At 59.9% G+C, this 21,634-nt stretch carries 20 protein-coding genes; 12 read left to right on the top strand and 8 right to left on the bottom strand.

From position 1 onward, the window contains the following. Positions 1–12 precede the first annotated feature (12 nt). On the bottom strand, positions 13–369 hold the full coding sequence (locus tag QA648_RS13500; protein WP_283047452.1) for a VOC family protein: 357 nt from the start codon (positions 367–369) through the stop codon (positions 13–15). A gap of 10 nt (positions 370–379) precedes the next feature. Next, positions 380–1,405 carry a LacI family DNA-binding transcriptional regulator gene (locus QA648_RS13495; RefSeq protein ID WP_104824325.1) on the bottom strand — a complete coding sequence of 342 codons (1,026 nt, stop codon included), beginning with the start codon at positions 1,403–1,405 and terminating at the stop codon, positions 380–382. Between the two features lie 166 nt (positions 1,406–1,571). On the opposite strand from QA648_RS13495, the gene QA648_RS13490 reads away from it, so the two are divergent. The 8 genes from QA648_RS13490 (at position 1,572) to QA648_RS13455 (ending at position 12,516) form a co-directional block, all read left to right on the top strand. Beyond that, a complete protein-coding gene (locus tag QA648_RS13490; protein WP_104824324.1) occupies positions 1,572–3,095 on the top strand; it encodes a sugar ABC transporter ATP-binding protein in 1,524 nt (507 codons plus the stop codon). A gap of 61 nt (positions 3,096–3,156) precedes the next feature. Beyond that, on the top strand, positions 3,157–4,173 hold the full coding sequence (locus tag QA648_RS13485; RefSeq protein ID WP_104824323.1) for an ABC transporter permease: 1,017 nt from the start codon (positions 3,157–3,159) through the stop codon (positions 4,171–4,173). 62 nt (positions 4,174–4,235) lie between these two features. Continuing rightward, positions 4,236–5,183, top strand: a complete 948-nt coding sequence (locus tag QA648_RS13480; RefSeq protein ID WP_104824322.1) for a substrate-binding domain-containing protein — start codon at positions 4,236–4,238, stop codon at positions 5,181–5,183. 261 nt (positions 5,184–5,444) lie between these two features. Continuing rightward, positions 5,445–6,497: a sugar phosphate isomerase/epimerase gene (locus QA648_RS13475; protein ID WP_104824321.1), complete on the top strand. Its 1,053-nt coding sequence runs from the start codon at positions 5,445–5,447 to the stop codon at positions 6,495–6,497. Positions 6,498–6,818: 321 nt separating this feature from the next. Then, positions 6,819–8,006, top strand: a complete 1,188-nt coding sequence (locus tag QA648_RS13470; protein WP_283047449.1) for a Gfo/Idh/MocA family oxidoreductase — start codon at positions 6,819–6,821, stop codon at positions 8,004–8,006. A gap of 193 nt (positions 8,007–8,199) precedes the next feature. Next, the gene (locus QA648_RS13465; protein ID WP_283047448.1) at positions 8,200–9,573 is read left to right on the top strand and encodes a GH1 family beta-glucosidase; all 1,374 of its coding nucleotides are present in this window, start codon (positions 8,200–8,202) and stop codon (positions 9,571–9,573) included. Between the two features lie 74 nt (positions 9,574–9,647). Beyond that, complete coding sequence (locus QA648_RS13460; RefSeq protein ID WP_283051338.1) at positions 9,648–10,193, top strand: NADPH-dependent FMN reductase; 546 nt, start codon at positions 9,648–9,650, stop codon at positions 10,191–10,193. 109 nt (positions 10,194–10,302) lie between these two features. Then, positions 10,303–12,516 (top strand): bifunctional diguanylate cyclase/phosphodiesterase, encoded by a 2,214-nt coding sequence (locus tag QA648_RS13455; RefSeq protein WP_283047446.1) that lies wholly within the window; start codon positions 10,303–10,305, stop codon positions 12,514–12,516. A gap of 109 nt (positions 12,517–12,625) precedes the next feature. On the opposite strand, the gene QA648_RS13450 is transcribed toward QA648_RS13455, so the two are convergent. Next, positions 12,626–13,570 (bottom strand): rhodanese-related sulfurtransferase, encoded by a 945-nt coding sequence (locus QA648_RS13450; protein ID WP_283047445.1) that lies wholly within the window; start codon positions 13,568–13,570, stop codon positions 12,626–12,628. 144 nt (positions 13,571–13,714) lie between these two features. Between QA648_RS13450 and QA648_RS13445 the strand changes: the two genes are divergently transcribed. Continuing rightward, positions 13,715–14,176 carry a GNAT family N-acetyltransferase gene (locus tag QA648_RS13445; protein WP_283051336.1) on the top strand — a complete coding sequence of 154 codons (462 nt, stop codon included), beginning with the start codon at positions 13,715–13,717 and terminating at the stop codon, positions 14,174–14,176. 60 nt (positions 14,177–14,236) lie between these two features. On the opposite strand, the gene QA648_RS13440 is transcribed toward QA648_RS13445, so the two are convergent. The 3 genes from QA648_RS13440 to QA648_RS13430 all read right to left on the bottom strand — a co-directional run bounded on the left by QA648_RS13440 (position 14,237) and on the right by QA648_RS13430 (position 17,791). Further along, positions 14,237–16,627: an arylsulfatase gene (locus tag QA648_RS13440; RefSeq protein ID WP_283047443.1), complete on the bottom strand. Its 2,391-nt coding sequence runs from the start codon at positions 16,625–16,627 to the stop codon at positions 14,237–14,239. A 241-nt stretch (positions 16,628–16,868) separates the two neighbouring features. Continuing rightward, the gene (locus tag QA648_RS13435; RefSeq protein ID WP_283047442.1) at positions 16,869–17,291 is read right to left on the bottom strand and encodes a CHAD domain-containing protein; all 423 of its coding nucleotides are present in this window, start codon (positions 17,289–17,291) and stop codon (positions 16,869–16,871) included. A 14-nt stretch (positions 17,292–17,305) separates the two neighbouring features. Further along, the gene (locus QA648_RS13430; protein ID WP_104825212.1) at positions 17,306–17,791 is read right to left on the bottom strand and encodes a CYTH domain-containing protein; all 486 of its coding nucleotides are present in this window, start codon (positions 17,789–17,791) and stop codon (positions 17,306–17,308) included. Between the two features lie 160 nt (positions 17,792–17,951). On the opposite strand from QA648_RS13430, the gene QA648_RS13425 reads away from it, so the two are divergent. The 3 genes from QA648_RS13425 to QA648_RS13415 all read left to right on the top strand — a co-directional run bounded on the left by QA648_RS13425 (position 17,952) and on the right by QA648_RS13415 (position 19,795). Next, positions 17,952–18,590, top strand: a complete 639-nt coding sequence (locus QA648_RS13425) for a 2-dehydro-3-deoxy-phosphogluconate aldolase (RefSeq protein ID WP_104824316.1) — start codon at positions 17,952–17,954, stop codon at positions 18,588–18,590. A 189-nt stretch (positions 18,591–18,779) separates the two neighbouring features. Continuing rightward, a complete protein-coding gene (locus tag QA648_RS13420) occupies positions 18,780–19,487 on the top strand; it encodes a tellurite resistance TerB family protein (RefSeq protein ID WP_283047438.1) in 708 nt (235 codons plus the stop codon). A 92-nt stretch (positions 19,488–19,579) separates the two neighbouring features. Continuing rightward, entirely contained in the window at positions 19,580–19,795 is a 216-nt protein-coding gene (locus QA648_RS13415) for a hypothetical protein (RefSeq protein ID WP_199773488.1), read from the top strand. 9 nt (positions 19,796–19,804) lie between these two features. Here the strand turns inward: QA648_RS13415 and QA648_RS13410 are convergent, their stop codons facing one another. Then, on the bottom strand, positions 19,805–20,917 hold the full coding sequence (locus QA648_RS13410; RefSeq protein WP_283047436.1) for a nickel/cobalt transporter: 1,113 nt from the start codon (positions 20,915–20,917) through the stop codon (positions 19,805–19,807). Then, positions 20,911–21,567: a DUF1007 family protein gene (locus QA648_RS13405; protein WP_199773487.1), complete on the bottom strand. Its 657-nt coding sequence runs from the start codon at positions 21,565–21,567 to the stop codon at positions 20,911–20,913. The genes QA648_RS13410 and QA648_RS13405 overlap by 7 nt, the downstream gene beginning before the upstream one ends. Positions 21,568–21,634 lie beyond the last annotated feature (67 nt).

Genomic DNA, 21,634 nt, shown 5'->3' with positions numbered 1-21,634 from the left:
TCGCCTCCCAGATTATCGCCGGAAGGTGCGGCTGGAAATGGATATGGAATTTCCGCAGGGGTCCTGGGCATTGGCGTACACATAACCATCGGCCTGGTGCAAAGGGCCGAACTCAAGTCCGTTGCCGGCACATTTGGCGCGAAAGGCTTCCACATCCTCGACGTCGAAGACCAGCTTTACCAGCACCTGGCCCATTTTCTGTGCTTTTCCTGCCGGATGGATCATCAGATTGGCGCCACCGTCCGGTGCCAGCAGCTCGACAATTCGATCGCCGTCCTGCCGCAGCGGTTTGAATCCGAAATGCTTCTCGTAAAAGCTGATCGTTGCTTCCACATCGCGGGCATAAAGGACGAGTCTGCCGAGCGGCACGGCTATGTCCTTATCGCCGGGCGCGGGACGGCGCCGAGACCGAGTTGCGCACCACCAAATCCGGCCGCAGCAAGATTTCCGTCTCAGCCGGCTGGCCGTCCGACAACAGCTCAATCAGGAGCGACATTGCATGCTTGCCGATGGCGGTTCGCGGCTGCCGGATCGTCGTCAACGAGGGTGACATGAAAACGGCCTGCGGCACATCGTCGAAGCCGGTCACCGAAAAATCCCCGGGAATGTCGTAGCCGCGCGCTTTCAGCCCGATCATCACGCCAATGGCCGTCTGATCGTTGACACACATGAAGGCAGTCGGCAGCGTGTCGCGCATGAAAAGCTGCTCGACGGCCAGCCTGCCGCTCTCGATGGTGCCGTCGCCCTCGAATACGATACGAAGGTCGGGACTGACGTTGGCGGCATCCAGTCCAGCCTCGTAGCCCATGCGGCGCCGGCTATAGGCGAGGCGGGTGCGCGAATCGCCGATGAATGCAATCTTGCGATGACCCTCGGCAATCAGAAGGTCGACCGCCTTGCGCGCTCCAGCGATATCGTCCACGCCGACATAGGGAATGCCGCCGTTGAAGACCGGCTCGAAAACGCCGACGCTCGGCGGCAGCCGCGCTGTCATCGTCTGGTGTCCGAAGGGCAGGATACCGGTGAACAGGATCAAACCAGCCGCCTGGTTGGAATTCAGGAACTTCAGATATTCCAGCCCGCGTTGCGCATCGTTCTGCGTGTGGCCGATCAGGACGCCGTAGCCGTGCGAGCGCGCCTCATTTTCCAACCCGATGAGAATATTGGAGAAATTAGGATCGCCGATATCGGGCGCGACGACGAGGATCATGTTCGATCGACCGAGCCGCAGGCTGCGCGCCATGGCATTGGTGGTATAACCGGTGATCGCAATCGCCTGATTGACCTTCAGCCGCGTCGAGTTCGCGACCTTTTCAGGCATATGGATTGCCCGCGAGACCGTAGCGATCGAAACATTGGCAATGCGGGCGACGTCTTCGATGGTTGCGGGCGTGGAATTAGACACTGCGCTCTGCCTTGGGTCTCGTCTCGGACCGGACACTACACAGACTTCCGCGGAGATCAAAGGCGACCGCGTAAAATTGTGCGACATGCAATGATGTAAACCTTTACACCGAGTATGTAAAGGTTTACACAACATGGAAGTGGTGTGGGGCCACAGGGAGGAAATAATGAGTTCGGAGACCGTCGACGGCGCGGTGGTGCTGTCCGCGAGGCGAATTTCCAAGTCCTTCAGCGGCGTGCAGGTGCTGTTCAGCGTCAATTTCGATCTTCGGGCCGGCGAAATCCATGCGCTCATGGGGGAGAACGGCGCCGGCAAGTCGACGCTCGTGAAAGTCCTCTCCGGTTTCGAGCAGCCAAGCTCCGGCGAGATCCTGCTTGACGGTGAGCCGGTGAAGCTGCCGCCCAACGGTGGCGCCGAAGCGCTCGGCATTGTCATCATCCACCAGGAATTCAATCTAGCCGAACATCTGACCGTTACCGAAAGCCTGTTTCTCGGTCGCGAAGTCACGCGTTTCGGTGTGCTCGATCGCAAATATATGCGCGCCGAAACGCGGCGTGTCCTCGATCTCCTCGGTTCGCATGTCGACGAGAATGCGCTGATCGGCACGCTTTCCATCGCCGACAAGCAGATGGTGGAGATCGCCAAGGCGATCAGCCGGGACGCGAGGATCGTCTTCATGGACGAGCCGACCGCCGTCTTGTCTCGGGAGGAGACCAACTTCCTGTTCAAGCAGGTGCGCAAGCTTAGGGACCAGGGAACAAGCTTCGTGTTCGTGTCGCACAAGCTCGACGAAGTCATGGAGCTGACGGACCGCGTCACGGTCCTGCGCGACGGCCAGTGGGTGAAGACATCGCAAACCTCGCTGCTCGACGGCGAATCGATTGCCCAGTTGATGGTCGGGCGTGAGCTTTCCAGCCTCTATCCGGCCAAGAACGAGCCCGATGTCGACGAGAAGGTGGTGCTCAGCGTCAGCTCGCTCTCGACCGGCTACGTCCACGATGCGAGCTTCGAGCTGCGCAAGGGCGAGATATTGGGCTTTTCAGGCATGATCGGTTCGGGCCGGACGGAGCTGATGGAAGCGATCGTCGGCCTGCGCTCACGCGCGGCCGGTGAGGTCGTCGCCAATGGCCAAACGGTGCCGCCGCACGACGTACATGCAGCCATCGATGCCGGGCTTGCCTATATGACCAAGGACCGGAAGTCCAAGGGTCTCCTTCTGAATTCCGGCATGGCCGTCAACCTGACCCTCCAGTCCTTGGATCGGCACGGCAAGTTCGGTTATCTCAGCGCCTCCAGCGAGGCCAGTGCGCTGACGCGGGCGCGCCGGCGCTTCGACATCCGGGTTCGCGACGGAAATATCGTTGCCGGCCGCATGTCCGGCGGCAATCAGCAGAAATTGCTTCTGGCCAAGGTCATGGAAACCGACCCGCAGATCATCATCATCGACGAGCCGACACGCGGTATCGATGTCGGCACGAAGCAGCAGATCTATCACTTCATTTCGGCACTGGCCCGCGATGGCCATTCGATCATCGTGGTCTCCTCGGAAATGCCCGAGGTCATCGGGCTGTGCACGCGGATCGCGGTGATGCGCGAGGGCCGGATCGTCGGCATGCTTGAAGGCGACGAGATCTCCGAGCAGGAAATCATGCGTTATGCGGCGGGCCTGAAGAAAAAGACCGCTGCCTGAACGGGCAGCAGAGGCAGGGCGAATTCCCAGCAGTCATTGGGATGGGAGGTTGGTTTTGGTTATGAGCGTGGGCGAAGACAGCAGCGGCAAGACCGGTCGGCGAGGGCGTTCCTGGCGTGATGTCGATCTCAGGGCCGTGGCACCGTTTGCAGCGCTGGTGCTGCTTCTGATCGTAGGCGCACTGGTCAACCCGAACTTCATCGGCATCACCAATCTCACCAATGTCGCGACGCGATGCGCCTATATTGCGATCATCGCGGTCGGTGCCACGTTCGTCATCTCGGCGGGCGATCTCGATCTGTCCGTTGGCGCTATGGTCGCCTTCGTCGCAAGCCTGATGATCCTCTTGATGAACTCCGGTGTCATCGCCGATCCTGGCCTGATGTTGGCGGCGGCCGTGTTGTTCTCGATCGTCGCCGGCCTCCTGTGCGGCTTGGCCAATGGTCTGATCACGACCATGGGTAAGATTGAGCCGTTCATTGCGACGCTCGGCACGATGGGTGTCTACCGAGGCTTGACGACGTGGCTGTCGCAAGGTGGCGCGATCACTTTGCGCCCGGCGAACCTGCAGGCGCTCTATAAGCCCGCTTATTACGGCTCCGTGCTCGGCGTGCCGGTGCCTATCGTCGTCATTATTGTCGTTACCTGCATCGCGGCCTTCATTCTTTATCGCACTCGTTACGGGCGGCATGTCATCGCGGTCGGCTCCAGCCGTGACGTTGCGCGTTATTCCGGCGTGGCGGTCAATCGCGTGCGCACCATCGCCTTCGTCATCCAGGGCCTGTGTGTGGCGATCGCCGTGCTTCTCTACGTGCCGCGGCTTGGTTCGACATCGGCGACGACGGGTAGCTTGTGGGAGTTGCAGGCGATTACCGCCGTCGTCGTTGGCGGCACGGCGCTGAAGGGCGGCGCGGGTAGGGTATGGGGTACCGTTTGCGGCGCCTTCATTCTCGAGCTGGTCGGCAACATCATGCTGCTTTCCAATTTCATCAGCGAGTATCTGCTCAGCGCTATCCAGGGCGCGATCATCATCATCGCCATGCTCGTCCAGCGCTCGCTTGCTCGCAAACAGCAATAACCGGGTCTAAGGGGCGCCCGGTCATTAGGACAATGCCCTGTTTCTATCTGGGAGGATGAAATATGCGTAAAAGACTATTTGGTCTGGCCGTCGCACTGGTGGCTCTAGCCAGTGCGGTTCATGCCGAGGACAAAAAGGTCACTATCGGCGTTTCCATTCCGGCGGCGGACCATGGCTGGACCTCCGGCGTCGTCTTCCATGCCGAACGCGTCGCCAAACTCTTGATGGCGGAACATCCGGGACTGAATGTCATTGTCAAGACCTCGCCCGACGCCGCAAGCCAGGCAAATGCGGTACAGGACCTTGAGACTCAGGGCATCGACGCTCTCGTGATCCTGCCGTCGGATCCAGATCCGCTGGTCAATGCGATCAAGGAAGTCAAGGACAAGGGCAAGTTCGTTGCTCTCGTCGACCGTGCGCCGAGCAACAACGACAATTCCGTCCGCGACCTCTATGTTGCGGGCAACAATCCTGCTCTCGGCCAGACGGCGGGCGAGTATATCAAGGCCAATACACCGAATGCTCAGGTCGTCGTCATCCGTGGTCTGCCGATCCCGATCGACCAGCAGCGTCAGGACGGTTTCGACAAGGGCATCGCCGGCTCCAACGTCAAGGTTCTCGACCGGCAGTACGGCAACTGGAACCGCGACGACGCCTTCAAGGTCATGCAGGATTATCTGACGAAGTTCCCGAAGATCGATGTCGTCTGGTGCCAGGATGACGATATGGCTGTCGGCGTGCTGCAGGCGATCGACCAGGCCAAGCGTACCGACATCCAGTACATTATCGCCGGCGCTGGTTCCAAGGACATGGTCAAGAAGGTCATGGACGGCGACAAGCTGATCCCGGTGGATGTGCTCTATCCGCCGGCAATGGTCGGGACGGCCATGGAACTGACGGCCGCCAACTTCTATGATCAGGTTCCGGTTCGCGGCAACTATATCCTGGACGCGACCTTGGTCACCAAGGACAATGCCAAGGATTTCTACTTCCCCGACTCGCCGTTCTGATCGGCACGGATTCCGACAGAGGCGCCCGCCGGTTCCGGCGGGCGCTTTTTAAATGTTCCGCCGCTTCGTTTCGCGGCCCGAGGAAATTTTGCGGCACGTACCTCTTGCCGTCGGCGACTGGCCATGATTAGGTCGCAAGGCATTCGACTTTCATCCTGACGACCCTATTGTTTTTTGAGGTTACGGCGCCCCGGCCGCCTCGGATATGGGCCGGAAAGGCATCGGAAACGTTTACAGAACACAATTAGGGAGGAATTACGCATGAAGACGATCAAGGGTCCAGGCCTGTTTCTTGGCCAGTTCGCCGGCGACGCGGCGCCGTTCAACTCGTGGGATTCGATCACGAAATGGGCTGCCGACGCCGGCTATGTCGGCGTGCAGGTGCCGACCTGGGCAGGCCAGCTCATCGACCTGAAGAAGGCAGCCTCCTCCAAGGACTATTGCGACGAATTCGCCGGTGTCGCCCGGGCCAACGGCGTCGAGGTCACCGAGCTCTCCACCCATCTGCAGGGCCAGCTCGTCGCCGTGCATCCGGCCTATGACGAGGCTTTCGACGGCTTTGCAGCGCCGGAAGTGCGCGGTAATCCGAAGGCCCGGCAGGAATGGGCCGTCGAGCAGGTGAAGATGGCGCTGTCGGCTTCCAAGCATCTCGGCATCAAGGCGCATGCGACCTTCTCCGGCGCGCTCGCCTGGCCGTTCCTCTATCCCTGGCCGCAGCGTCCGGCCGGGCTGGTCGAAACCGCCTTCGACGAACTCGCCCGCCGCTGGACGCCGATCCTCGACCATGCCGATTCCTGCGGCGTCGATGTCGCCTATGAAATCCATCCCGGCGAAGACCTGCATGACGGCGTCACCTTCGAGATGTTCCTGGAACGCGTCGGCAACCATCCGCGTGCCAACATGCTCTACGACCCATCGCACTATGTCCTGCAGTGCCTCGACTATCTCGACCACCTCGACATCTACAAGGACCGCATCAAGATGTTCCACGTCAAGGATGCGGAGTTCAATCCGACCGGACGTCAGGGCGTCTATGGCGGCTATCAGAGCTGGGTCAACCGCGCTGGCCGCTTCCGTTCACCGGGCGATGGCCAAGTCGATTTCGGCTCGATCTTCTCGAAACTGACCGCCAATGATTTCGACGGCTGGGCCGTGGTCGAGTGGGAATGCTGCCTCAAGCATCCGGAAGACGGCGCACGCGAAGGCGCGGAATTCGTCAAGTCGCACATCATCCGCGTCACCGAAAAGGCGTTCGACGACTTTGCCGGCAGCGGTACGGATCAGGCGGCCAACCGGCGCATGTTGGGGCTTTAGAGCCAGGTCCCTTCTCCCCGTCCTGAGCTTGTCGAAGGGGCGGGGGAAGGTGTAGGCCACCCTCGTCCTTCGAGGCTTCACTCCTTCGCAAGGCTCAGGAGGCTCCGCACCTCAGGATGAGGGTGGAGCGGGCTTTCGCGAATTTTCATAGGAGCCATCCGTGGCCATCAGCGGATGGAAAAGCGCGGGTTTCGGCGCAAAAGATCAGCCTCACCCTGAGGTGGCCCGCAGGGCCCTCGAAGGGCGAGGCGGGTTGTTTGGAACGGCAGGCACCAATCTTCCCCCGCGAGGGGCGAATTCTAATTCATTCAGGAGGACCATATGGCAATCGAAGGATCATCGGGGCAGACGCGAGAGCCGCGCATTCGGCTTGGCATGGTGGGCGGAGGCGCGGGCGCCTTTATCGGTGCAGTGCATCGTATCGCCGCGCGCATTGACGACCAGTTCGATCTCGTCGCCGGCGCGCTGTCGGCCTCGCCGGACAAGGCTATCGCTTCGGGCCGTGATCTCGGTCTCGATCCGTCCCGCACCTATTCCAGCTATCGCGAGATGGCGATCCGCGAAGCCAAACTGAAGAACGGCATCGAAGCGGTTTCGATCGTTACGCCGAACCATGTTCACTATGATGCCGCCAAGGAATTCCTGAAGCGCGGCATCCATGTCATCTGCGACAAGCCGCTTACCTCCAATCTTGCAGACGCCAAGAAGCTGAAGAAGGTGGCTGACGAGAGCGGCGCGCTGTTCATCCTGACGCACAATTACACCGGCTATCCGATGGTCCGGCAGGCGCGTGAGATGATCGCCAATGGCGAGCTCGGCGATATCCGCATCGTGCATGCAGAATATCCCCAGGACTGGCTGACGGAAAACATTGAGCAGTCGGGCCAGAAGCAGGCGGCCTGGCGTACCGATCCGTCGCAGTCCGGCGCGGGTGGCTCGACCGGCGATATCGGCACGCATGCCTATAATCTCGCCTCTTTTGTTAGCGGCCTGGAACTCGATAGCCTCGCTGCCGATCTCGACAGTTTCGTCGAAGGCCGCCGTCTGGACGACAATGGTCATCTATTGCTGCGCTTCAAAGCCAAGGGTTCGGAGAAGCCGGCTAAGGGCATGCTGTGGTGCAGCCAGGTGGCACCGGGTCATGAGAACGGCCTGAAGGTCCGCGTCTACGGCACCAAGGGCGGCCTCGAATGGACGCAGGCCGATCCCAACTATCTCTGGTACACGCCATTCGGTGAGCCGAAGCGCCTGATCACCCGTAATGGCGCAGGCTCCGGTGCGGCCGCGGCGCGTGTTTCGCGCATCCCATCGGGACATCCGGAAGGCTACCTCGAAGCCTTCGCCACGATCTACACCGAGGCTGCGCGCGCCATCAATGCCCGCAAGAAGGGCGTGGCGGTCGATCCGGCGGTGGTTTATCCGACCGTCGATGACGGTGTGAAGGGTGTGGCTTTCGTCGAGGCCTGCGTTGCTTCCTCGAAGCGTAACGGTGCCTGGGTCAAGCTTTGATCTGCGAGTAAGAGGGCGGCGGGTTGTCCGCCGTCCCATGCTTTTCGACTTATAACTGCAACGTTGCAGATTTGTCATTTCAGGACTGTACAAGGACGTTTTCGTTGGTTTAAACCGCGCGCGGGCCCAATATCGTGAGCGCGGTCGATCGCATCAACTGCCGTCCCGCCGTTTGAAAGAAACGAGATTAGTCATGATTGATCCAAAGAGCTTCGCTGCCCGTTTCCCGGGCGATTTCACGTTCGGCGTCGCCACTGCGGCTTTCCAGATCGAAGGCGCCACCAAGGCGGATGGCCGCAAGCCGTCGATCTGGGATGCCTTCGCGAACATGCCGGGCCGCGTCTATCAGCGGCACAACGGCGATGTCGCCTGCGATCACTACAACCGGCTGGAACAGGATCTCGATCTGATCAAGGACATGGGCGTCGAAGCCTATCGCTTCTCTATCGCCTGGCCGCGCATCATTCCGGACGGCACCGGCCCGGTGAACGAAGCCGGCCTCGATTTCTACGATCGTCTCGTCGATGGCTGTAAGGCGCGTGGCATCAAGACCTTCGCGACGCTCTATCACTGGGATCTGCCGCTGACGCTCGCCGGCGACGGCGGCTGGACGGCGCGTTCCACCGCCTATGCCTATCAGCGTTATGCCAAGACTGTCATGGCACGCCTCGGCGACCGTCTGGATTCGGTTGCCACCTTCAACGAACCCTGGTGCATTGTCTGGCTCAGCCATCTCTATGGCGTTCATGCGCCGGGCGAACGCAACATGCAGGCTGCGCTTTATGCCATGCACACGATGAACCTCGCGCATGGCCTCGGTGTCGAGGCAATCCGGGCCGTAGCGCCGAAGGTGCCTGTCGGTATCGTGCTGAATGCGGCCTCGATCCTTCCGGGTTCCGATAGCGCCGAAGATCAGGCTGCCGTCGAGCGCGCGCATCAGTTCCACAACGGTGCCTTCTTCGATCCGATCTTCAAGGGGCAGTACCCGAAGGAATTCGTCGAGGTACTCAGCGACCGCATGCCTGTTGTCGAGGATGGCGATCTGAAGATCATCAACCAGAAGCTCGATTGGTGGGGGCTGAACTACTATATGCCGATGCGCGTCGCCGATGACGCGTCCAAAAGCGGCGATTTCCCCTGGACGAAGGAAGCGCCGCCGGCAAGCGACGTGAAGACCGACATCGGCTGGGAAATCTACGCGCCGGGCCTGAAGCATGTCGTGCAGGACCTCTACAAGCGCTACGAACTGCCGGAATGCTACATCACTGAAAACGGTGCCTGCTACAACATGGAGGTCGTCAAGGGTGAAGTCGACGACCAACCGCGCCTCGATTACTACATCGACCATCTCGGCGTGGTCGCCGACCTGATCAAGGACGGTTATCCCATGCGCGGTTATTTCGCCTGGAGCCTGATGGATAATTTCGAATGGGCGGAAGGCTATCGCATGCGTTTCGGCCTCGTGCATGTCGATTACGAGACGCAGGTGCGGACGGTGAAGAAGAGCGGCAAGTGGTACCGTGAACTCGCCGGCCAGTTCCCGAAGGGGAACCACAAGGCGGCTTGATGCCGCCTTTCGGCTCCTTCCGAAAGAGGGGGAAGGTCGCCCGAATCGCTGGTACCTGATAAGCCTTGGTGATGATCCAGCGTCCGCTCTCCCTCTACGCGCTCTGCGGCAGCCAAAGGCAGGCCTCGACCAGCCTTCGGTTGCTGGAAGCCCTGCGGCTGATTTCGCCAGACGGCGTTTCCATCGAAATCTGCGATTTGATCGGCAGCCTGCCGATCTTCAATCCGGATCATGAGGGCGACAGGACGCCTTCTGTCGTCGAAACCTTTGCAGCGAAGATTCGCGATGCAGACGGGCTGATCATTTCCTGCCCGGAATATGCCCATGGCATTCCCGGCGGATTCAAGAACGCATTGGATTGGCTGGTGTCGCGCGACGAAGTGCCGTTCAAGCCGCTGATGTTTGCGCATGCCTCGCATCGCGGCGATCTTGTGCTGGAACAACTGACCGAGGTGCTGAAGACAATGTCGCTCCGCATCGTGCCGGAGGCTTTTCTGCGTGTGCCGCTCGCCGGCAAGAGCGATGAGGCGCAGGCGATGATCCTGGCGGAGAAGCAACAGAACGGCACGTTGCAAGCCAGCCTCGATCGTTTTGCACAGGCGATCCGCGCATCCGCATGAATGCCTGCGATACCGATAAATATACAACCCTTTCCTGCAAGAATCGTAGGTTCGCTTTAACCGTTTCTTGAAGACCTGACGGCACACTCCAAAGTCAAGGAGAAGTGCGTTGGGTGCAGTTTTCAAGTCAATCCAGCGGAATACGCAAATCGGTCGTCATTCCATCGTGACGGCCGTTTTGTTTTCGTTCGCTTTGGTGGTCACTGTGGTTACCTTGATGGTGCTGACAGCGATCGGCCGCGTCGCGGACTATTCCAACAAATTGGATGATGAACGCTCCTGGGAAACCACTGCCGGTGCGCTGAAGACCTTCGAAGGCCTGCTCGATGCCACGCTGCATGACTATGCTGCGCGCAACACGGCCGCCAGAAATGTCTATGATGAAAACGACCAGGACTGGATCGCCGGCAATTACGGCGAGATGTCCTCGGATGGCGCCCTGTTCGACATGGCGCTGGTGGTCGACGACAATAACAAGCCGATTATTGCCTATCAGGACGGCAAACCGATGACCGACAGGATCGAGGATGTCTTCGGTCCCTCGCTCTGGGCCTTGGTGGATCAGGTGCGCAAGGCACGGATAACCAGCGTTCCGGAGGCGAGCGGCTATGTGATGACCAATAAGGGCATCGCCGCCGTTGGCGTGGGGACAATCCGCGAAAAATCCGGCCAAATCCCCGCGCCGGAAGGCAAGCGTCGCTATCTGATCTTCGTCCGGCATCTCGATGCGGCCAAGATCAAGATGCTTTCCAATACCTATGTCATCAGCGGCCTCAAGCTGGTGCCGCCGGATACGATTGCGCGCTATGCCGTTTCGATCGTCGATCCGCTTGGCAAGCCGCTCGGGCGGCTGGTCTGGACCTCGCGCGGGCCAGGTGACGTCAGCTATCAACAGGCCCGTCCGCTGGTGGTTGGTGCACTCGGCCTGGTCGGCATGTTCTTCTTGGTGCTGCTGATTCTGGGGTCTCTGGCAGGACGCCGGCTCAGGGCGGAAGAGGCGCTGGCGCGGCAGGGCTCGCTCAGAGACCGGCTCAGCGGCCTTCTCAATCGCGAGGGTCTTCGTCTCGATGTCGACCGACTAGTGGAGAGCGCCCGCACCGACGGCAGCAATGTCCTGTTGCTCTATCTTGACCTCGACGGCTTCAAGGAAATCAACGACTCCTATGGCCACGGCACTGGCGACCAGTTGATCCGCGCCGTCGCAGCCGGGTTGAATGTGCTTATCCCGCCGAAGGCGATTCTTGCGCGGCTCGGCGGCGATGAATTCGCCGTCGCCTTTCCGACCAAGGAACTGAACGATGCGCCGGCGCTCAGGCTTGCCGAGCAGGTGCTGGATTTCTTTGCCGAGCCGCTGGAGATCGGCCGCCGCGTGGTGGTCGTCGGCGCCAGTATCGGCATTGCCAGCTCGCCGGAGGGCCGCATCGGCCGCGAGGAGCTGGTGCGCCGCGCCGACCTAGCCATGTACAAGGCCAAGGAAGCCGGACGCGCCCGTATGGCTTGCTATGAGACGGCGATGGACGCCGATCGCGAGGAGCGCAATGCGCTGGAACTGGATCTGCGCAATGCCATCGAAAAAGAAGAGCTGACGCTCGCCTACCAGCCGCTGGTCGACGCCACGAGCCATGAGATCACTGGCGTCGAGGCGTTGGTGCGCTGGAACAGGCCAGGTCACGGGCCGATTTCGCCTGAAGCCTTCATTCCCGTCGCCGAAACCAGTGGTTTGATCGAAGCACTCGGGCTGTTCGTACTAAGAAAAGCCTGCGAGACGGCGCGGCAATGGCCGGATCTGCGGATTGCCGTCAATGTCTCGCCCGGACAATTCCGCAATCCCGCTTTCGCCGACTATGTCCGGCATGTCCTGAACCATACGGAGATCAAAGCCGAGCGCGTCACGCTGGAAATCACCGAAGGCTACATTATCCAGAATCCGGAGCGCACCCGCCAATCGATCGAGCGGCTGAAACGGCTTGGGGTCAAGGTGGCTCTGGACGATTTCGGCTCGGGCTTCTCGTCGATCGGCTATCTCCGCCAATTCGGCTTCGACCGCATCAAGATCGACCGGTCGCTGACCATGGATGTGCTGGAAGACAGCCGCGCCCGCGAGATGCTGCAGGCGACAGTGGCTTTGGCGCGATCTCTCGACATTCCCGTGACGGCGGAAGGCATCGAGACGAAAGAGCAGGGGGCCGCCTTAGAGCACTTCGGTTGCGATGAGCTGCAGGGCTATTTCTTCGGCAAACCGCTGCCGGAAGCCGAGATCAGCAAGCGGCTGATGGCACAGACGGCTCGCGTGCTCGACGTCGAGCGCGACGCAGCCGCCTAAATTCGCTAAAGCATGTCGCGCAAAAGTGTGCAGCGGTTTTGCGATAACGGCATGCGCAAAATCAAGAACCTAAAGTGCAAGGAGCGAATCCCAGAGATCGCGATGCGCTTTAGCCGCCAATATGCTCCTGGCCACGCTTGCGGGCGAGCATCATTTGGCGCTGGCGCTCGCGGAAGCGCTTGCGGTCTTCCTCAGTGCGGTCGTGATAGCAATGGCTGCAGGAGACGCCGGCTTCATAGAAGGGTGACGTGACCTCTTCCGCAGTGATCGGGTTGCGGCAGGCATGGCAGAGCTTGTGGTTGCCTTCCTTCAGGCCATGTTCGACGGAAACGCGCTCGTCGAAGACGAAGCAGGCGCCTTCCCACAGGCTTTCCTCGGCGGGCACTTCTTCGAGATATTTCAGAATGCCGCCCTTGAGGTGGTAAACTTCGTCGAAACCCTGCTCCTTCATGAAGGCAGTCGCCTTCTCGCAGCGGATACCGCCGGTGCAATACATAGCAATCTTCGGCTTGTTGTGCAGGCCCTCGTTCTGGCGCACCCATTCCGGAAATTCGCGAAATGTCTTCGTCTTCGGATCGACCGCGCCCTTGAACACGCCGATTGCCGTCTCGTAGTCGTTGCGTGTGTCGATGACGATGGTGTCGGGGTCGGAGATCAGCGCGTTCCACTCCTGCGGCGCGACATAGGTGCCGACGATCTTGGTGGGGTCGATGTTCTCGACGCCCATGGTGACGATCTCTTTCTTCAGCTTCACCTTCATGCGGACGAAGGGCATTTTCGAGGCCCGGCTTTCCTTGTGCTCCAGCGTCGAAAATTCCGGCTGGGCGCGCAGGAAGGAGAGGACGGCGCCAATGCCTGCATCGGTGCCGGCGATGGTGCCGTTGATGCCCTCATGGGCGAGCAGCAGCGTGCCCTTGACGCCGCTTGCTTCACAGAGCGCAAGCAGCGGCTCGCGCAGGGCTTCGAAGCGCGGGAAGGAGGCGAAATGATAGAGGGCGGCAACGAGGAACGCGCCCCCTGCCTCATGCCGTGGAGTGGAAAGGATGTCGGTCATGCCGCGGAAATACAATTTTGTGCGCCGGCAGGCAATCGGGATTTATCTCATGGCATTACGGTGGCTGTTATAAGACTCGTGCTAGTCTGCGTTTGTGTGCAGCAACGATCGATGCGCGGCGATGAGGTTGATGTGTCTGACAACATGCTGACTGTAAGACCATATGTCCCCGCGGATGCCGATCTGACCATAGAGATATTCTTGAGAGCAATCCGGGAGGTGGCGTCGAAGGACTACAACCAAGCTCAAATCGACGCCTGGGCCAAGGTGGAAGACAGGGACGCCTGGGCGAAACGACGGTCAAGCAGGCCGGCCTGGATCGTCAAGTATGGGGACGTGTCGATCGGATTTGCGGATCTGGTGCCCGATGGGCTCCTGGATATGATGTTTGTCCATCCCGATTATCAAGGCATGGGTGCCGCCAGCCTGCTCCTGACGACGGTCGAGGCAGAGGCAAGAAAACAGGGGCTCGGGCGCATTTTTACGGAAGCGAGCCTTACCGCCAGAGCGTTTTTCGAGCGACGAGGCTTCCGCGTCCTGGTATCGCAAATCGTGGAAAAGCGCGGGCAGACGCTCGAAAATTTCCGGATGGAGAAATTTCTCTGAGAGGCGGCTGCAGCGGGATTGAGGGGACATCGGTATCAATGTCCCCCCGTCCGGCATTGTCTACGGCTGCAGCGCCACCTCCAGCTTTCCGATATTTCCGTTGAAGGGGAACGGCACCTGATAGTCGTTGTCCTCTACGCCTGTCCGCGTATCGACCCCCACATCGAAGGTTTCATCCCACGGCATCAGCGCTGGAATTGTGTGTGGAATTTTCTCGTTGGCAACCTCGCTACCATCCACTTTGAGGACGCCCGTTCCGCCCTTGCCGAAACCGGGGCCGTCGGATTTGAAATCGAACACAAGGGTGTGCTTGCCGGGTGCCAAGGCGTCATGACCTTCCCAGCGAAAGCGCTCCATATCGACAAAATTGTACAGGAACACCGGCTTGCCTTTGAGCAGATAGAAACCGTATCCGCCAAAGCGTCCACCCGTGGTGACAAGCATGCCTTCACCACCACCCTGCGGTATCTCCACCTCCGCGGTGATTGTGTACGATTTGTTCACGATGCTCGGAGCGTTGCTGGACGGAATACCAGATATCACGCCTGAATAGGTGAAGTTATTTCGCCCGGCCGTGGCACTCGGCCGCGGGGTGAGGAGACGCTCCAAGATCGAATTATCAAGTGGGAAGACATTGTATTTCGCCGCTTCCATCAGAAACAATTCCTGCATCTCGTGCAGCTTGTCCGGCATCTTGGCGGCAAGATCGTTGTTTTCCGAAAAATCCTCCGTGAGGTTGTACAATTCCCATTTGTAGCCATCGACGACGTCGGGCATTTTGGTCGTGCCCATCAGCCAAGGCGCTGCGGGCGGCGTCGTGGCTGCGATCCAGCCGTCATTGTAGATCGCGCGGTTACCGAACATCTCGAAATACTGCGTCGTGCGCGCCGACGGGGCTTGGGCATTGTCCCAGCTATAGGCCATGCTGACGCCTTCGATCGGTTTTTGTGCCACTCCATTGACCATGACAGGAGGTTGGATTCCAGTCGCCTCGAGAATGGTGGGAACGATGTCGATCACATGGTGGAACTGACTGCGGATGCCACCGGCTTCCTTGATCCGTGCTGGCCAGGCCATAGCCATGCCCTGCCTCGTACCGCCGAAATGCGAGGCGACCTGCTTCGTCCATTTGAACGGCGTGTCAAAGGCCCAGGACCAGGCCACCGACATATGCGGATACGTCTTGTCGGAACCCCAGACGTCGTAGAACTTCATCTGATCCGCGACCGGAATCTGCATACCCTCGATGGTGATCAATTCGTTGGGGGTGCCAAGAGTGCTGCCTTCGGCACTCGTACCGTTGTCGCCTTCGATGTAGATGACAAGCGTGTTGTCGAGCTTGCCCAGGTCGTCCACTGCCTGGATCACTCTTCCGATCTCGTGATCGGAATAGGCGACATAGGCGGCGAAAACCTCGGCCTGTCGCGCAAACAGCTTCTTGCTGTCTGCATCCAAGCTGTCCCACGTCGGCAGGTCGTCGGGCCATGGAGTTAGCTGTGTATTTGCAGGAATGACCCCGAGGCGCTTCTGGTTGGCGAAAATCTGTTCGCGCATTTCGTTCCAACCCATGTCGAACTTGCCTTTGAACTTGTCTATCCACTCCTGGGTCGGATGGTGAGGCGCATGGGTAGCTCCGGGTACGAAATAGACGAAGAACGGTTTGTCAGGAGCGGCTGCATTCAGTTGCTTGATATGGTCGATGGCATTGTCGGCTTCGTCCGTGATAAGGTTGTAGTCCGGCTTGCCAACCCAGGGGAAAATCTGGGTCGTGTTTTGGAACAAGTATGGAGTCCATTGGTTGCTGTCGCCGCCCATGAAGCCGTAGAAATATTCGAAGCCCATCCCCACGGGCCATTGATCGAACGGCCCGGCACTGCTGTATTGGAAAGCAGGGGTGTTATGGTTCTTGCCGAACCAAGACGTTGCGAAGCCGTTCTGCTTCAGAATTTCACCGATCGTGGCGTTGTTTACCCCAATGACGGAATCGTAACCGGGGTAACCGGTTGCCTGCTCGGAAATGACCCCGAAACCCGACGAATGATGGTTTCGCCCGGTAATCAGCGCTGCCCTCGTCGGAGAACAGAGCGCTGTCGAATGAAACTGCGTGTAGCGAAGGCCTGCTTTCGCAACGCGATCCAGAGCAGGCGTCGGGATGACGCCGCCGAATGTGCCAGCAACGCCGTACCCCGCATCATCGGTCATGATGAGCAGGATATTCGGTGCGCCCTTGGGGGGCACGATCTGCGGCGGCCAATAAGGTTTGGAGTTCTTGGCGTCGAGGCCAATTTGTCCGCCAAATGCCGCGGGCGGGTTCGGAAGATATCTTCCGTCGATCGTCGTTGTTGCGCTGGGCGAACCAGGTTCGCCTGTGACCTGCTGGGCGCTTGCCCGGTCGAATGAAACGGCGGTTAAACTCAATGTGGCGAGAAATAATGTTCCAATTCTCAACATCGTCGTGTCCTCCCAACTCGATGAAGTCGAAACGTTGGCACGATGCTGAAAAGTAACAAGTACGTTACAGTTAATGAGACGTAATCGCTGTTGCGTCGGACGGCTTTCGACTGGGAGCGATCGGCGACAATCGCTACCGAGCGCGAGAAATTGCTTGCCTGTCCTGGGCGGACGGAATTGGTTTCCTCAATCCCCCGCTTCCAGCCAAAGCCGTCTGATCGTCCGCGCTTCCCGCTTCGGCTTATCCGAAAAAAATCCAGCGTGCTTTGGTCAGTGCTTCCTGGCGGGCGCTTTGCTGGCGAGAGATGATTGCCTCCAGCAGGCGGGCGCGGTCGTCGCTGCCGTTGAAGAGATGCGGCTCGCGATCGGTGACCTCGGATAGTATCGACAGATCGAGATAGCGGCCGAGCACATCGACCAGCGCCTTGGCTTCGAGCTGTTTTGCATGCATGGCTGCCGACCAGATGTCGCGCAGCAGCGCATGATGCATCCAGCAATCCTGGCTGCGTTTGCGCAGCTCGTGAAACTGGTCGGTATGAGCTTCGGCATGGCATTCTGAGAGTGCCCTCGTCGCCTTACGACCGGTCTTGCGCCAGCTATTTTGAAAGATACGCGCGGTCTGGCGCCGGCCGCTGCCGAAGGAGGCGGCTTTCAGCGCTTCCAATGCTTCGCGGCAGGTCAGGCCGAATGCGATAACTCATCGTATTCCTGTTCGAATTGCGTCGCGAGCGCCTGGTTAGAGTAGCGGTATTCGCCGGTCACCTCGCGGCCAATCCAGTCCGGCAATTCCGGATCGTCGCTTTCGTCTTCCATCTCGACTTCGGCGATCACCAGGCCGCGATGCATGCCGCGAAAAACGTCGACTTCCCAGACGAAGCCTTTGAAGGGAACCTTGTAGCGGATCTTTTCTATGACCAGACCGATGGCATTGCCGAGCAGCTCTTCGGCATCGGCGACGGGGATTTCATATTCGAATTCATCCCGGATCATCGCCTTGCCGATCTTCATCGTCAGGGTCGCGACCGTGTGGTTCGTCAGGCGAACGCGAACGGAACGATCGTCCATCGAGGCGACATAGGCCTGCCGTAGGGTGAGTTTCTCGGAAACGAGGTCTCGCCAATGATCGCCACGGACCAGAAACTTTCGCTCGATCTCTTTTGCCATATGCTCGACATGCTCCGCCCGCATCCCATTTAAATAGACTAACGTAACTTATCGGCATTTCCTACCCGTTGTATTCAAACTTAGCTTTTGTCTCGACAAGGACCCTCGGGAAGGCTATTCGGAAACCGGATTTCAATCGTTTTAAGGGAGCACGCCGACCATGGGCGAGAAAACCGAAAAGCTTCTTTCCATCCTGAAACTGCAGCCTGTCGTCCCCGTCCTCATCGTGGAAGATGCGAAGTCGGCCGTTCCGCTCGCCCGCGCGCTTGTCGCCGGCGGCTTGAAGGCGATCGAGATTACGCTGCGGACCGCCGGTGCACTGGATGCCGTTCGGGCCGTCGCCGAGGAAGTCGAAGGCGCCGAAGTGGGCGCCGGTACGATCCTGAATGTCGCGCAGTGGGAAGCTGCCGTCGAGGCCGGCTCCAAATTCATCGTCAGCCCCGGCACCACGCAGGAACTTCTTGATGTGGCCCGCACCTCCCACGTTCCGCTGCTGCCGGGTGCGGCGACGGCGAGCGAAGTCATGGCGTTGCGTGAGGAAGGCTACAAGGTGCTGAAGTTCTTCCCGGCCGAACAGGCTGGCGGCGCTGCCTATCTGAAGGCACTGTCTTCGCCGCTGGCCGGCACGCTGTTCTGCCCGACCGGCGGCATTTCGCTGAAGAACGCCCATGATTACCTGTCGCTGCCGAACGTCATCTGTGTCGGCGGCTCCTGGGTTGCGCCGAAGGAACTGGTCGCGGCCGGCGATTGGGCCGGGATCACCAAGCTCGCCGCCGAAGCCGCCGCGCTGAAGGGCTGAGCCTTCCTGAAAAGTCGATTAAAGGGCGTGCATGGCTTCATGCGCGCCCTTTTTGCTTTTCAGTGGATTTGTATTTGCGGTCCTACCTCCCTATCTCCCTCTCGCAATTTCGTTTGCGCATGATCTCGTCCAAAAAACCGCTGCGTGCTTTTTGGGATCATGCTTCACAAAGGACGGAGGACCATCCACATGATCGACGCCCGCAAGCTTCTGGACCAGTTCCTCGGATCGCAAGTTCCGGGAATGCAGGGAAGCGTGAGAGACAAGGCGAGCGAGGCCATCAATCTCGCCAGGGACAATCCGCTGGCGACCAGCGCCATCGCCGGCGTGCTGCTGGGCACGAAGACTGGCCGCGACATTGCCGGCAACGTACTGACGCTCGGTGGTCTCGCCGCCATCGCCGGGCTCGGCTATCAGGCCTACAAGAACTATCAGGCCGGCAATGCACCACAGCCGGCGCCGCAGCCTGCCCAGCAGGCGGAGCCGCAATTTCTGCCGCCGCCTTCCAATTCCGGCTTCAGCACTGCGCCGGCGATTGCCAGCAATGATTTTGCACTTTCGCTGGTCCGCGCCATGATCGCCGCGGCTCGCGCCGATGGGCATATCGACGATGCCGAGCGGCAGCATATTCTCGGCAAGGTGCACGAAGCGGGCGTCGGTGCTGAAGCGGAAGCCTTTTTCGAGCGCGAGCTTGCCAATCCCGTCGATCTCGACGCCATCGTCGCATCGGCGCAAACGGAAGAGCAGCGCGTGCAGGTCTACGCTGCGTCGCGCCTGGCGATCGAGCCGGATTCGCGGGCGGAGCGCGGCTATCTCGATCTTCTCGCCGGCCGGCTCGGTCTCGCCGACGCGTTGGTCGATCACATCGAAGCGACGGTCGTGAGCGCCAAGATCTGATCGTTGCCAGGAAAGGGCCGGTTGCCTTTCGCGGGCGGCTGGCCTAAGCCTTCGCCGGAAAGTAAGCAGCAGTGCGCGGAGGATTGGCCATTTTGACGGATAAGAAAAGCGAAACCCGCTCCACGGCGATCGCCGCGGCCATTATCCTGCTGGCCGCCATGGTGCTGCTGTACCTGATGCCGGATATCATCCTCCGGCTCGGCGATGTTTCGCCATGGCTCGGCACCGGCTTCGGCGTCCTCGTCATCCTTGCGTTCTTCCTGGTCTTCTGGCTGAGAGCCCGCTACCAGAGGCGCAACAGCCGGTAGTCCGCAGCGTCAAGTCTGCAGCGATGCGCCGAGCAGAACGATGCCGGTGCAGATGACCAGCAGCGCGCCAAGAATCTCAATGCCATTGCCGACCCGCATCGAGAGCCTCGAGCCGCGACCGGTGAAGTGCACGGCGGTGCCCTTGGCGAAGACAGCGATGATGGCGAGCAGCGACACGGTCAGCGCCGTGCCGACCGACATGGCGATGACGGATAGCAAGCCGCCGAGATAGAGCCCGTTCAGCATCGAGAAGGTCATGACCAGCAGGGCGCCGGAACAGGGGCGCAAGCCGACGGTGATGATCGCCGACCAGGCCTCGCGGACACTGAAATTTTCATTCGACAGCATTTTCGGATCCGGCAGATGCGAATGGCCGCAGGTCTCGCAGACCATGCCATTGCCCGCATCATGCGTCGGATCGTCACAATTATAGCGGTTGCCCGTCTGCGGCGCGGTGCGGAAGTGCGATAGCCTTTGGGCGGGAGCGGAGCCGTTCGGAGCATCTTCGAATAGCGACATGCTGATCGGGCCGACCGATGTCGCGAGCTGCACTTCCTGGCGCTGTGGCCGGGCCTGGATCATCGAGCGCAGCTTGCGGAACAGCAGCCAGCCGCCAAAGATGATCACCATCACGAAGCTGGTGATCTCCATCGCATTGGTGGCCATCGTCATGGTGATGCCCGAGCCGCGCAGCACGAAATAAGCGGCACCGACGACGAGGACCGCGACGAGGCCCTGGATGAAGGCCGAAATGAACGAGATGATGATGCCGCGCTTCAGCTCGATCTCGTTGGCGACCATGTAGGAGGAGATGACGGCCTTGCCGTGGCCGGGGCCGGCGGCATGGAAGATGCCGTAGGCGAAGGAGAGGCCGATCAGCGTCCAGAGCTGCCAAGGGTCCTGGCGCATGGCCTCGATGGATTTGGTGAGCGCCCGATAGAAGGCCTGCTGCTCGTAATTCACATAGAGAAAGATCGGCGCCAGCGGCCCTCCGACCGGCTGGAAGCTCGGCTCCGCCGTGCCGATACCGAGCGGCGATCCGGTGGCGTGGGCGAGGCTTGCCATCGCTAGGAAGGCGAGGGCCATAGCCGGAAGCAACCGCGCTATCCGGAACGTCAGCATTGAACGTCTAACCGCGTTGCGAAGAGCTTCGACATGGTCGTTCCCGTCGGATCGTTGAAGAAGGCATCCGTCAAAGTCGACTTGTTTTCGGCGATGACCTCGTCCGGATTGGGGCGCACGACCTTTTGCGTGCAGCCTTTGAAGCCATCGCCCTCTGTCACCAGCTCATTGTCGCTGGGGAAATCGATCGAGGTATAGAGTGTAGGATCGTAGATGCCGAAGCTCAGCTTGTTGCCCTTGAGCGGCATCGGTTCGGACGGCTTGACGGCAAAGAACATCAGGAGCTGGCCGTCCCTGTAGTCGACATTGATGATGTCGGGCTTGTTCACCTTGATGGCTTTGCCGTTCAGCGTCAGGTTTGTGTAGTAGTCGTAGTCGGCGAGCGAATCGCGCACCGTTTTGCCGACTTCCTTGAGCTCGTCCGGATCGAGCTTCAGATTGGTGTTCTTGTCGAAATCCATCAGCACCGAGGAGGAGAAGACCTCGTCGAAGCGCCAGACATTGCGTAGCTCCTGCACGGCGCCGTCGGAGCCCGCCAGCACTTCCAGCCGCGCTTCCACGAAGATATGCGGATGCGCCGATGCCGCAACAGGCGCGAGCATCAGACCTCCGGCGAGGGCTGCAATAGAGATAGGCGTGGATTTTCTCATGCGTCCGATGTGCTTCGCGAGCATTGATTCACCTCGACTTCTGGTCAGGAAATGAGACGGAATTGGG

Origin of the sequence: Rhizobium sp. CB3171 (assembly GCF_029714265.1) — a bacterium.
Taxonomy (GTDB): Bacteria; Pseudomonadota; Alphaproteobacteria; order Rhizobiales; family Rhizobiaceae; genus Rhizobium.
Note: the sequence above shows the minus strand (reverse complement) of the source record. Positions and strands in the feature narration are given on the sequence as shown.

Excerpts from the sequence above, each read along its gene's own strand:
- QA648_RS13480 (WP_104824322.1), top strand. The coding sequence starts at position 4,236 with ATGCGTAAAAGACTATTTGGTCTGGCCGTCGCACTGGTGGCTCTAGCC.
- QA648_RS13485 (WP_104824323.1), top strand. The coding sequence starts at position 3,157 with ATGAGCGTGGGCGAAGACAGCAGCGGCAAGACCGGTCGGCGAGGGCGT.
- QA648_RS13420 (WP_283047438.1), top strand. The coding sequence starts at position 18,780 with ATGATCGACGCCCGCAAGCTTCTGGACCAGTTCCTCGGATCGCAAGTT.
- QA648_RS13490 (WP_104824324.1), top strand. The coding sequence starts at position 1,572 with ATGAGTTCGGAGACCGTCGACGGCGCGGTGGTGCTGTCCGCGAGGCGA.
- QA648_RS13475 (WP_104824321.1), top strand. The coding sequence starts at position 5,445 with ATGAAGACGATCAAGGGTCCAGGCCTGTTTCTTGGCCAGTTCGCCGGC.
- QA648_RS13465 (WP_283047448.1), top strand. The coding sequence starts at position 8,200 with ATGATTGATCCAAAGAGCTTCGCTGCCCGTTTCCCGGGCGATTTCACG.
- QA648_RS13430 (WP_104825212.1), bottom strand. The coding sequence starts at position 17,791 with ATGGCAAAAGAGATCGAGCGAAAGTTTCTGGTCCGTGGCGATCATTGG.
- QA648_RS13425 (WP_104824316.1), top strand. The coding sequence starts at position 17,952 with ATGGGCGAGAAAACCGAAAAGCTTCTTTCCATCCTGAAACTGCAGCCT.
- QA648_RS13410 (WP_283047436.1), bottom strand. The coding sequence starts at position 20,917 with ATGCTGACGTTCCGGATAGCGCGGTTGCTTCCGGCTATGGCCCTCGCC.
- QA648_RS13405 (WP_199773487.1), bottom strand. The coding sequence starts at position 21,567 with ATGAGAAAATCCACGCCTATCTCTATTGCAGCCCTCGCCGGAGGTCTG.
- QA648_RS13470 (WP_283047449.1), top strand. The coding sequence starts at position 6,819 with ATGGCAATCGAAGGATCATCGGGGCAGACGCGAGAGCCGCGCATTCGG.
- QA648_RS13450 (WP_283047445.1), bottom strand. The coding sequence starts at position 13,570 with ATGACCGACATCCTTTCCACTCCACGGCATGAGGCAGGGGGCGCGTTC.
- QA648_RS13445 (WP_283051336.1), top strand. The coding sequence starts at position 13,715 with ATGCTGACTGTAAGACCATATGTCCCCGCGGATGCCGATCTGACCATA.
- QA648_RS13440 (WP_283047443.1), bottom strand. The coding sequence starts at position 16,627 with ATGTTGAGAATTGGAACATTATTTCTCGCCACATTGAGTTTAACCGCC.